General features: G+C 40.5%; 14 protein-coding genes. 13 read left to right on the top strand and 1 reads right to left on the bottom strand.

The features are described from left to right. The first annotated feature begins 59 nt into the window (after positions 1-59). The 9 genes from WG989_RS06270 (at position 60) to porG (ending at position 7,531) form a co-directional block, all read left to right on the top strand. Positions 60-1,190 (top strand): glycosyltransferase family 4 protein, encoded by a 1,131-nt coding sequence (locus tag WG989_RS06270; RefSeq protein ID WP_340428099.1) that lies wholly within the window; start codon positions 60-62, stop codon positions 1,188-1,190. Positions 1,191-1,216: 26 nt separating this feature from the next. Then, positions 1,217-1,561: a gliding motility protein GldC gene (gldC, locus tag WG989_RS06275; protein WP_340428101.1), complete on the top strand. Its 345-nt coding sequence runs from the start codon at positions 1,217-1,219 to the stop codon at positions 1,559-1,561. Between the two features lie 6 nt (positions 1,562-1,567). Then, positions 1,568-2,017 carry a GatB/YqeY domain-containing protein gene (locus WG989_RS06280; RefSeq protein WP_340428103.1) on the top strand — a complete coding sequence of 150 codons (450 nt, stop codon included), beginning with the start codon at positions 1,568-1,570 and terminating at the stop codon, positions 2,015-2,017. Between the two features lie 5 nt (positions 2,018-2,022). Continuing rightward, a complete protein-coding gene (locus WG989_RS06285) occupies positions 2,023-2,562 on the top strand; it encodes a CvpA family protein (RefSeq protein ID WP_340428104.1) in 540 nt (179 codons plus the stop codon). A gap of 80 nt (positions 2,563-2,642) precedes the next feature. Next, on the top strand, positions 2,643-3,416 hold the full coding sequence (locus WG989_RS06290) for an alpha/beta fold hydrolase (protein ID WP_340428105.1): 774 nt from the start codon (positions 2,643-2,645) through the stop codon (positions 3,414-3,416). Between the two features lie 17 nt (positions 3,417-3,433). After that, entirely contained in the window at positions 3,434-4,093 is a 660-nt protein-coding gene (locus WG989_RS06295) for a CBS domain-containing protein (RefSeq protein ID WP_340428107.1), read from the top strand. A gap of 73 nt (positions 4,094-4,166) precedes the next feature. Continuing rightward, complete coding sequence (locus WG989_RS06300) at positions 4,167-5,660, top strand: POTRA domain-containing protein (protein ID WP_340428108.1); 1,494 nt, start codon at positions 4,167-4,169, stop codon at positions 5,658-5,660. A gap of 81 nt (positions 5,661-5,741) precedes the next feature. Beyond that, positions 5,742-6,620 (top strand): NAD kinase, encoded by an 879-nt coding sequence (locus tag WG989_RS06305; RefSeq protein ID WP_340428109.1) that lies wholly within the window; start codon positions 5,742-5,744, stop codon positions 6,618-6,620. Between the two features lie 68 nt (positions 6,621-6,688). Continuing rightward, positions 6,689-7,531: a type IX secretion system protein PorG gene (porG, locus tag WG989_RS06310; RefSeq protein WP_340428111.1), complete on the top strand. Its 843-nt coding sequence runs from the start codon at positions 6,689-6,691 to the stop codon at positions 7,529-7,531. A 16-nt stretch (positions 7,532-7,547) separates the two neighbouring features. On the opposite strand, the gene WG989_RS06315 is transcribed toward porG, so the two are convergent. Then, positions 7,548-8,426 carry a hypothetical protein gene (locus tag WG989_RS06315; protein ID WP_340428112.1) on the bottom strand — a complete coding sequence of 293 codons (879 nt, stop codon included), beginning with the start codon at positions 8,424-8,426 and terminating at the stop codon, positions 7,548-7,550. 434 nt (positions 8,427-8,860) lie between these two features. Between WG989_RS06315 and rplM the strand changes: the two genes are divergently transcribed. The 4 genes from rplM (at position 8,861) to tsf (ending at position 11,694) form a co-directional block, all read left to right on the top strand. Further along, positions 8,861-9,304: a 50S ribosomal protein L13 gene (gene rplM / locus WG989_RS06320; RefSeq protein ID WP_340428113.1), complete on the top strand. Its 444-nt coding sequence runs from the start codon at positions 8,861-8,863 to the stop codon at positions 9,302-9,304. Between the two features lie 33 nt (positions 9,305-9,337). Next, positions 9,338-9,727, top strand: coding sequence for a 30S ribosomal protein S9 (gene rpsI, locus WG989_RS06325; RefSeq protein WP_340428114.1), 390 nt, complete (start codon positions 9,338-9,340; stop codon positions 9,725-9,727). A gap of 108 nt (positions 9,728-9,835) precedes the next feature. Then, entirely contained in the window at positions 9,836-10,726 is an 891-nt protein-coding gene (rpsB, locus tag WG989_RS06330; protein ID WP_340428115.1) for a 30S ribosomal protein S2, read from the top strand. Between the two features lie 131 nt (positions 10,727-10,857). Then, the gene (gene tsf / locus WG989_RS06335) at positions 10,858-11,694 is read left to right on the top strand and encodes a translation elongation factor Ts (RefSeq protein ID WP_340428116.1); all 837 of its coding nucleotides are present in this window, start codon (positions 10,858-10,860) and stop codon (positions 11,692-11,694) included. Positions 11,695-11,747 lie beyond the last annotated feature (53 nt).

The raw sequence follows: 11,747 nt of genomic DNA on the forward strand, positions 1-11,747 counted from the left end.
GTTGAATAACAAGGAACTATACGGCACAAAATATTTCACACCTACCTTTGCGTTCTCATATGGTGATTGCAATAAATACAAAAGCGTTGCTTCCGGGGAAAATGGAGGGCTATGGTTATTATATTGAAGAAATTTTTTCCCGCATTGCCATCCGCCATCCGGAACATCAGTTTTATTTCCTGTTCGACCGGCCATTTGATCAGCGATTTGTTTACGCTACTAATATCCAACCGGTTATAGTTAATCCGCAGGCCCGGTTGCCTATTTTATGGCAGCTATGGTATAACTGGAAGTTACCTGCTGTACTTCGAAAAATAAAAGCAGATGTATTTGTGAGTCCGGATGGATTTTGCTCGTTACGGACAAAAGTGCCGCAATGTCTTGTTGTTCACGATCTGGCTTTTTTACACTATCCACACTTCATCAACAAACCACATCTCCGGTTTTACAAAAAATATACCGGGCGTTTTCTTGAAAAAGCGAAGCTGGTCGTGACCGTTTCTGCGTTCTCAAAAAACGATATCATCAGCCATTATCCAATAAAACCCGATAAGATCCATATTGCCGGTAATGCGCCAAATGTTGTTTTTCAACCATTGGAATTTGAAGAAAAGGAACGAATAAAGGAGCGTTACAGCGCTGGTTGCGAGTACTTTATTTACACAGGCTCAGTTCATCCCCGCAAAAACCTCATCAACCTGCTCAAAGCTTTTTCGCAGTTCAAAAAGTGGCAACGGAGCAATATGAAGCTGGTGATTGCAGGGCGACTTGCCTGGAAAACGGATGAATTCACCAAACTTCTTTCCACGTTTAAGTTCAGGAACGATGTTATACTTACTGGATATCTTGAAAAAAAGGAGCTGGCTGCATTGGTTGCATCGGCCTATGCAATGGTTTATCCATCTTTTTTTGAAGGATTTGGCGTGCCTCCTCTCGAAGCACTTCAATGCCATGTGCCAGCTATTGTTTCCAACAACAGTGCAATGCCTGAAGTGGGTGGTGATGCTTACTTATATATTGACCCTGAACGGGTAGATGATATGGCTGAGAAAATGCTGCTGATCTATAAAGATGAAGCCTTGAGAAGCCGGTTGATTGAAAACGGAAAAAAGCGATTGCCTCAGTTTAGTTGGGATGCTGCTGCCGAAAAAATGTGGAGCTGTATTGAGCTGGCTGCAGTTACTGAATAACTTACCTTTGCCGCACAAATTTACGTATGCATAAAAGTAATATTTCAATTGACGTTTACCTGGACGATCAGAAAGTGCCCGAACAAATTAAGTGGAAAGCCAGCGACAGTAATGCAGATATGGAACAGGTAGCTAAAGCTATGATGGTTGCATTTTGGGATGGTGCCGATAAATCGGCATTGCGGATCGATCTCTGGACGAAAGAAATGATGGTTGATGAAATGGCCGATTTTTATTATCAATTATTGATGACGATGGCCGACACATTTAATCGTGCTACCAATCAACCACAGTTGAGCGAAGAAATGAAGGCATTTGCAAAAGACTTCATGCAAAAATTCAAGAAAGAGCAATTAAAACAAAATCAATAATTAACGATGAGTCTTGAAACACAGATCATGGCACAGATGAAAGATGCCATGAAAGCAAAAGATGAAGCAGGTTTACGTGGCTTACGTGCAATTAAAGCAGCTATCCTGTTGGCAAAAACTTCCGGCGGAAGTGGCGAACTTACAAGTGATGATGAAGTAAAGCTGTTGCAGAAATTAGTAAAGCAGCGAAAAGATTCGTTGGATATTTATCGTCAGCAAAACCGTGCTGATCTTGCGCAGAAAGAAGAAGAAGAAATTGCGATCATTGAGAAATTTTTGCCGAAACAATTGGATGCAGAAGAGTTGAAAACGATCATCGCTGCTATCATCGCTGATACGGGAGCGTCATCGGCAGCAGATATGGGGAAAGTAATGGGAGCAGCAAACAAACAACTCGCCGGACAAGCTGATGGTAAAACGATCAGTGCAGTTGTAAAAGAACTTCTCAGTAAATAATAACAATGCTTGATATCATTGTAATTATAGCAATGGCATTTGCAGTGATAAAGGGCATTCGTAATGGCCTGATAATCGCCGTATTTTCCATTCTTGCATTTGTAATAGGATTAGCTGCAGCATTGAAGCTTAGTACTGTAGTGGCTGCATGGCTTTCACAATCTACCAATATCAATATGCAATGGCTGCCGTTCATTGCGTTTGCATTGGTGTTTTTCATCACTGTATTTGCAATACGTTTTGTTGCAAAGTTGATTGAGAAAGCGGTTGATATGGCCTGGATGGGTTGGATGAATAAACTGGCAGGTGTACTTGTATATGCTGTGCTTTATGCACTCATTTTAAGTGTACTGTTTTTTTATGCGGCACAGATGAAATTAATTACAGCTGAAGCAATTGCAGCATCACGCACATACGCCATTATTCAACCGTTTGGACCAAAAGTTATTGAAATGATCGGCATTGTAATTCCAATTTTCAGCAACATGTTTACAGAGCTGGAAGCCTACTTTGAAAAGCTCGGTAGCCAACTGCAGCGGCAATAGCATCATTCTGCAACTGAATTACAATTTTTCACTCAAATCGACTATTTTAGCAATTAACAACCGTTATTTGCTGCCAGTACATGAACTACGAAATTATACAGGAAGGAAAATTTAAGTATATCGAAGCAGGCGAAGGCGAGCCGTTGATGTTGCTTCATGGGTTATTTGGTGCATTGAGTAACTTCAAGGACCTGATCGACTATTTCAGCCAGCGAAATAAAGTGGTGGTTCCCATGCTGCCTTTATTTGAATTGGATCTGTTACATACAACAGTTGGTGGCCTGGAGAAGTATGTTCAAAAGTTCATTGAGTACAAAAATTATAACAATATTCATTTATTAGGTAATTCATTGGGTGGTCATGTGGCGTTGGTGCATGTGTTGAAACATCCTGAGCGGATCAAGTCGCTCATATTAACGGGCAGCTCCGGGTTGTTTGAAAATGGAATGGGCGATACTTATCCTAAGCGTGGCGATTATGAATACATTCGTAAAAAAACGGAAGTAACATTCTACGACCCTGCCATGGCAACCAAGGAACTAGTAGATGAAGTGTATGAAATTGTAAATGTGCGGTTGAAAGTAATTAAGGTGATCGCATTGGCAAAAAGTGCCATCCGCAATAATCTTGGCGATGAGTTGAAAGAAATTCAAACACCAACTTTACTTATTTGGGGGAATAATGATACTATTACACCTCCGTTTGTAGGGAAAGAATTTAACAAGCTGATTCCAAACTCTGAATTGCATTTAATTGATAAATGCGGCCACGCCCCCATGATGGAGCGACCGGATGAGTTTAACGAAATATTAAACGGGTTTCTTACCAAGTTGAATACCCCGGTACCCGTCTAAAGAAGAAACAAATGACAATGACAGCAGCCGAACTCATATCAAATCACATACCCACACTACAAGCCACAGATACGGTTCGGCAGGCGATGGATTTCATGAAAGAGCATCGGGTTACAGAATTACCTGTTGTAAAAGATCTCAAATACATTGGTTTGGTACATGAAGAAGACCTCGAAGATAAGGAGGTGACATTAGCAGTGGAAACCATGCTGCACAATGGTGTGCCCGCCCGTATTAACCCTGCTGACTTTTTTCTTGTTCCATTAAAAATCATGCATCAGCAAAAGCTGAGTGTGTTACCGGTGGTGAAAGAAGATGGGGAATTGATGGGCATCATTACAATGGAAGATCTGTTACAGGCAACAGCACACTATAATTCAGCAGCAATTCCAGGCGGAATAATTATTCTGCAAATGTCGCCCAACAGCTTTTATATTTCTGAGATCGGCCGCATTGTTGAATCGAACAATGCAAAGATCATTCACCTCAATACCTGGACCGATCCTTCAACCGGTGAATTAATGGTGGCTATCAAAGTAAACAAAAGCGATATTCAGGATATCCTTTCATCATTTGAACGATACGAGTATAATATCATCCAATATTTTGGTGAAAATCTTTCGGAAGAGGAACTGCGCCTTAATTACGACCACCTCATGAATTATCTTAACATTTAGATTGTTCAACGGTATCTTTTTTCTCCTCAAATCATAGTACATTTAAGGTTCTGTTCTTAGCGGAAAACTATCTATGCTGCCGAAATTTTTTTATAGTATTTTTTTCTTTTTTCTTTTTCACTTGCTGTCTGCAAACATTTGTGCACAGCCTTCTGTTGCCATAGATACGGCAAAAGAAAAACTGCAAAAAATCATTCGTCAATTTCCTGATTCTGCTGAACTTGTTATACGGACTCTTATTGTAACAGGAAATAAAAAAACAAAGGAATATATTATTCTTCGTGAAGTTCCTTTTCGGGCAGGTTCAAAATTTTTTACTAATCAACTGGAAGAGCAAATTGAGCAGGCAAGGGTGAATGTGTTGAACACGTTACTTTTTCTTGAAGTTATTCCCCGCATTGTTTCGTGGGATGAAAAAAATATTGATCTCGTATTTGATGTAAAAGAACGATGGTATTTGTTTCCCTTTCCCTATTTTAAATTGGTAGACCGAAACCCCAATCAATGGCTGGTAGAACAAGGTGGAAGTCTTGAACGGGTAAATTATGGTTTGAAATTAAATTGGGATAATGTATCGGGCCGTAGAGATAAACTCAACTTCAATTTTATCAACGGCTATACAAGAGAGTATTCCATTTTTTACGAACAGCCTTATGCCGATAAAAAACTGGAAAGAGGTTTTCTCGGAGGCATCTATTACAAGCAGTCACGCCAAATGACCTATGCAACAGATAGTAATAAACAGGTGTTCTTTCCCGTTAGTAATGCACAGATCAATGAGTTTGTACGCACCACTTTTAAAATTGAGGCAGGTTATTCGATCAGGAAAGGAGTGAACCACCGGCATACATTCCGTTTAAATTATGTAGATGAAAAAATTCCTGATAGTGTTAATCAGCTCATTGCCGATAATTCACTAAAAGGATTTCTTCCGTATTTTAACAACAACAAAATACGGCAGGCATATGGTGAGTTTGTGTACAGCTATCAATATTTCAATGCCAATAACAATGTATATCCCTGGAAGGGATTTCTTTTCAGTGGCATCTTTACACAAAGAGGATTAGGTGCAAAGGGAATGAACTTGTGGCAGTTCTCCGGTAAAGCCGGAAAGTTTTTCCAGCTGTCGAAAAAAACCTCTGTTTCAACGGTTGGTTATTATATTGTGAAAGTGCCGTTTCAGCAACCAATGTATAACATGGGCGCATTGGGATATGGCGATTATTTCCTGCGTGGATTGGAATACTATGTGATCGACGGCGTGCAGGCTGGCATATTAAAAGGAACGATCCGGCAAGAGATCCTGAATTTGAATGTGCCTACATTCATTATTAAAAATGAGAAGTACAAAAAAATACCGTTCAAGATAGTAGCTAAAGTTTATGGTGATATTGGAGCAAGCCACTTGCCGGCTTATACAAACAGTATTCTAAACAACAGGTTTTTATATACATATGGTGCAGGTATAGATGTATTAAGCTATTACGATTTTGTTGCACGCTTCGAATATTCCTTTAACCAGTTGGGTGAAAAGGGATTATTTTTACATGTACGCAGAGATTTTTAAAAAAATACTGCAGCGGTTGATGAATTGTTGCTTACCTCATAAAATCAACAAACTTCAACCCATACGAAAAAATAACAGCTGATGAAAGTAGCTATTTACAGCAGGGTATATGAATCGGATCAGAAAGAAGATATTCAGCGATTACTTCAGGAATTGAAAGATCAACATATTGATGTAAGTATGTACAGGGGGTTTTATGAGCAAATAAAACAGGATATTTCATTTGATACTGAGCCAACGCTTTTTCATTCATCACAAGATCTCAATGATACATTTGAATGTATGATCAGCCTTGGTGGCGATGGTACCCTGCTCGACACCGTTACCATGGTCCGCAACCAGGATATTCCATTGTTGGGGATCAATTTTGGAAGACTGGGATTTTTAGCCAGCATTGGTCGGGAAGAATTGGAAACAGTGGTTGCATCATTAAAAAACCGAACATTTGTGGAAGATGAACGTACATTGATTCATCTTGATAGTAATATGCCACTCTTTGGCGAAACACCCTATGCGTTGAATGAATTTGCCATTCACAAACTGGATACATCATCCATGATAAAAATTCACGCCTATCTTAATGGCGAATTTTTAAACAGTTACTGGGCTGATGGTTTGATCGTAGCCACACCAACCGGTTCAACCGGCTATTCACTTAGTTGTAACGGTCCCATTGTATTTCCCGATTCAGGTAGTTTTGTAATAACACCGGTTGCTCCGCATAATCTAAACGTAAGGCCGATCGTGGTACCAGACGACAATATCATTTCCTTTGAAATAGAAGGAAGAGCCGATAGCTTTTTGTGTACACTTGATTCCCGCAAGGAGATCGTTCAGAAAACCATTCAACTGGCTGTAAAAAAGGAAAAGTTTACAGTAAGCCTCATTCGTTTGAATGAAAATAATTTTCTGCAAACCCTACGCAACAAATTATCGTGGGGTCTCGACAGGAGAAATTAGCAGTAAGCGCTGCACGATATATGAAAACCCTGATATTTGCGTTATTACTTTCCTGAGAATTTTTACTGATGAAAAAATTACTGTTTTGTTTACTGGCATTTTGCTCATTTGTACTGCCATCTGTTGTAACTGCACAATACGATGGATACCGTCATGATGGAGAATTTGGTGTACAGGTAGGGGCCGCCCATTATTTTGGCGATCTTAATCCGGATAAAAGGCTCAACCGTCCCAAAATTGCAGCCGGTATTTTCTTTCGTAAACAGATCAACGATTATGTGGCTGTTCGCATTGGTGCCAACTTTGCTCAGTTAGGTTACAGCGATGTGTATGAAAAGAAGAATGAATTTCAAATGCGTCGTAATCTCAGTTTTAATACCAATTTGTGGGAACTGATGTTGCAAGGCGATTTTAATTTTTTCCGTTTCAATCCCACCAATCCCAATCAGCGGTTTACCCCCTATTTAACCTTTGGTGCAGGATTTATCAGTTTCGATCCATACGCTTACCTCAACGATACCAAATACTTTCTTCGTCCATTAGGCACCGAAGGCCAGGGTTCAGCTGCATATCCTGACCGTAAATTATATTCCACAACAGCCTTTGCATTTCCCTTGGGCCTTGGGGTTAAATATGCCTGGAACGACAGAGTAAACTTTAATTTTGAAATTGTACATCGGTTTACTACCACAGATTTTATTGATGATGTATCCGGTACGTATGCCGGTATCTCAGCTTTTCCGGTTGGCTCACCCGCCTCTTTTTTACAGGATCGCAGTTACGAGACAGGAACTCCTATTGGCGTTGCCGGCACACAACGTGGCTTCAGCGGCCAGCGTGATCAATATATTATGGCAACAGTTGGTGTTACGTTTAGTATCACCTCTTATAAGTGCCCTACTTCTAATTAATTTTCTTTTCGATTTTTTATAAGCGAATACGATAAATGGCTGAAACACGAAACAGCAGGTTGTCATTTACCTTTTCGTCATACACGTATTGCCTGATGCTTCCCGATCTTCCGATCCTTATTCGGCGAAACAAACTATGCCCTGCTTCAAGATTCAATACAAGATTTTTGGTGAAATAAAAATCGGAGAACAGGCTAAGTTGATTGTCGTTAAATTGAATATACTTTCCATGAAATAACTGGTAGCTGTTATTCACGGCTTTAAACGTAACACCGGCATACCAGCGCTTTTTTAGCTTTTTTTCAAGGAAGAATGAACCGGGTAATGCGCCCCACATTTGTAACGTGCTGTCAATTTTATATTCTAACCCGGCAATGGGCATAAAGAAATTACCAAAGGCTTCACGGTTATAATACAACCCTGCTTTTAATGTAAGTTTTGGGTTGATCTTATAATTCATAACAACATATCCCCCTGCCTGAAACGATCCGGGTAAGTTTAGTTTTTCTGCATTGTTGCGCAGTATCACAGTCATGTTGAGCAATAACTTAGAGTTTGGAATAGGTGTGAGAAGTGTGATAGGAAGTCCGATGCCGGTTGGAAAAAACTGATCTCTTTCTGTAACAAGCGATGCTTGTTTATTGATATCAGGAAGATGTACCTGCCAGTTTTCAACATACGGGCTAATGATGAGTGCGCCACCGGGTTTTTTGAAACGAATGGGTAATGTAAGCGACGCATTAAAATACTCAAATGAATTTTTATGATTGTTCCGCCGGATGAGACCTTGATCGGGCGATTGAATGGTACGCATATTCAACACATCAACATAAGGTTGCGCAAGCGAAACCGTTACCGTACAAACAATGAACAGAAAGAGGAACCCTTTTCGCATTGGAAAGAATTTTTCTGTTAAGAGGACTTGGGTGAACTGATGCCATTCTGAAAGTACATCTTATTTTAATGAAATGCAATGAGTAACGAAATCGGTGGTTTGAAAGCTTAATACCTGATGGGCTGCGGGATGGAAGCGGCAGCCCGTAGTGTAGCTTTAGCGAAACGAGGACTACAGCGTACAGCCCGAACCAACGCTGCCTAAGGATTTTGCTGGCGATAGCCCCAAAAAAGTCCTTTATTTTCAGGTGTTTGAAAACCAATGAAAAAAATTGTGCAAAATATTTACTGTAAATCAACTGGTTGTGAAAGTGCGCTAAAAAATAGTCCTGTAATTCTTTGGAGATGTGGCAACAGCAGGCCTACCTTTGCGACCCGTTGCTAAAAACGGAATTTTTCAACAAACCACGGGATGGCGTGGAAAAACAACAAACAATGAGTAAACTACATTTCACTACAAAACATGCGAACGAGGCTACCGTGCAGCGTAACTGGTACGTTGTAGACGGCACCAATCAAACCGTTGGCCGCATGTGTTCAAAGATTGCTGCTATTTTACGTGGCAAGAACAAAGCGTATTACACACCACACGTAGATTGTGGCGATTATGTAATTGTAATTAACGCCGATAAGGTTGTATTTACAGGTACAAAGATCGAGTACAAAGAGTATCACAATTTTAGTGGTTACCCCGGCGGTCAGAAAATTGAAATCGCAAAGGATTTGATGCGTCGTCGTCCTGAGGTGATTGTTGAGCGTGCAGTAAAGGGAATGTTACCGAAAAACAGTCTCGGCCGCAAAATGTACAAGAAATTATTTGTGTACGTTGGCGCTGAACATCAGCACAAAGCACAACAACCTAAAGAACTGAAGTTCTAATTTCAAATTTTCAAATTTTCAAATTCCTCATAAATGGAAAAGCAAAAAAACGCAGTTGGTCGCCGTAAAGAAGCCATTACCCGTGTATTTCTGAGCAAGGGTAACGGAACAATTATCGTGAACGACAAGAACTACAAAGAATACTTCAGCCTGGTGTATTTACAAAATCAGGTAGAAGCGCCTTTAAAAACAATTGATTCATTAGATAAGTTTGATATTAAAGTAAACGCTAGTGGTGGCGGTATTAAAGGACAAGCTGAAGCGGTGAAACTGGGTATTGCCCGTGCATTGCTGGAAGTGAATCCTGAACACCGTCCTGTATTGAAAGCTGCAGGTTTATTAAAGCGTGACCCACGTGGTGTTGAACGTAAGAAATTTGGTAAGAAGAAAGCACGTAGAAGCTACCAGTTCTCTAAACGTTAACAAACAAGCTTCGAGCCTACAGCCACGGGTTATGAGTTTACTGCTCATAACTCGCTGCTCAAAGCTGATCGCTTACAAACTATTACATACAATAACAAAAAGTATACAATGGAAAATAACACTTCATTACAACAGCAATTACTCGAAGCAGGTGTGCATTTCGGTCACCTGAAAAAGAAGTGGAACCCCAAGATGTTGCCTTACATCTTTGCTGAGAAGAAAGGCATTCACATCATTGATCTCAATAAAACCGTTGAAGGTTTGCAGGAAACTGCAGCTGCTATGAAACAACTGGCACGCAGCGGAAAAAAGATCATGTTTGTGGCTACAAAGAAGCAGGCAAAAGAAATTGTGACTGAGTGTGCACAAAAAGTAAACATGCCTTACGTAACTGACCGTTGGTTAGGTGGTATGTTGACCAACTTCAATACCGTTCGTAAGAGCGTTAAGAAAATGCAAAGCATTGAAAAAATGCTGAGCGATGGTTCATTCGACAGTATTACCAAGAAAGAGCGTTTACAATTGAGCCGTGATAAAGAAAAGATGGAAAAAGTATTGGGCGGTATCGCAAACATGAGCCGTATCCCTGCTGCTTTGTTCCTGGTTGATATTGGTCACGAGCACATCGCATTGTCTGAAGCAAAACGTTTAGGTGTAACTACATTTGGTGTGGTAGATACCAATTGCGATCCAAATAAAGTAGATTACTTTATTCTGGGTAATGATGATGCTACAAAGTCGATCGCTATCATTACACAATACATTACTGCAGCAATTGCTGAAGGTTTAGCTGAGCGCCAGGTTGAAAAAGAAGAAGATGATTCAGAAGAAGTAGAAGACAAAGGTCCACGCTTTGATGAAGGTGAAGAAGGTGGAAGAGACAGAGGCGGACGTGGTGGTCGTGGCCCCGGAAGAGGTCCTGGTGGTAACGCCGGTGGTCCTGGTGGCGCACCAAAGCGTCGTGTACCAAGCACACAGAAGCGTACTTCAACCAGATAATTGGCAGGAAGTAAAGGTTAAGAAATTAACCTGCTTATAAAACGGAAATGCTTTCTGCTTAAGTTGAAATATGAACTTTTGCAGAAAGCATTTTCAAATTTTCAAATTCAGAAATTTTCAAATTAAACGATATGTCTACTGTAACAATAAGTGCACAGGATATTAATAAACTCCGCCAGGCTACTGGTGCGGGTATGATGGATTGCCGTAAAGCATTAACTGAAACAAACGGCGATTTTGAAGCAGCGATCGATTGGTTGCGTAAACAAGGACAGAAAGTTGCTGCTAAACGTAGCGACCGTGAAGCGAAAGAAGGTGTGGTAATTGCACAAACAAGTGCGGATGGTACAACAGGGTTTGTTGTTTGCATTAGTTGCGAAACAGACTTTGTAAGTAAGAATGCTGATTTTGTTGCATTTGCACAATCTATTGCAGATGCAGCTGTAGCAAATAACGTAAAGAGTGTTGACGAATTGAATGAAGTGGTTGTGAACGGTGCGAAAGTAGCCGACCTTATTAATGATAAGTTGGCTTCTATTGGCGAGAAAATCGGTATCAGCAAATTTGAACGTGTAGAAGCTCCTTATGTTGCTTCTTACATTCACGGTGCAAACCGCATGGGTGTATTGGTTGGCTTAAGCAAGGAAGCAGCAGATGCCGGCAAAGATGTAGCGATGCAGATCGCTGCTATGAATCCTGTTGCTGTTGATCCTGAAAGTGTACCTGCCGATGTGGTTACACGTGAAAGAGATATCATTGTTGATTTGATGAAGCAGGATCCGAAGATGGCAGGTAAGCCCGATGAAATGATTGCCAAAATTGCTGAAGGAAAAATGAATGCCTTCTTCAAAGAGCAAACATTGCTGGCACAGGCTTTCGTGAAAGATGCATCGAAGAGTGTAGGTGATTACCTGAAAAGTGCAGGTGATGTAAAGGTGACTGAATTTAAGCGTGTAGCTTTAGGATAATACTAAATGAAATCCTGATATGGTCCCGTGTACGAAAGTGCACGGGATTTTTG

The sequence above is a fragment of the Lacibacter sp. H407 genome (genome assembly GCF_037892605.1).
Taxonomy (GTDB): Bacteria; Bacteroidota; Bacteroidia; order Chitinophagales; family Chitinophagaceae; genus Lacibacter.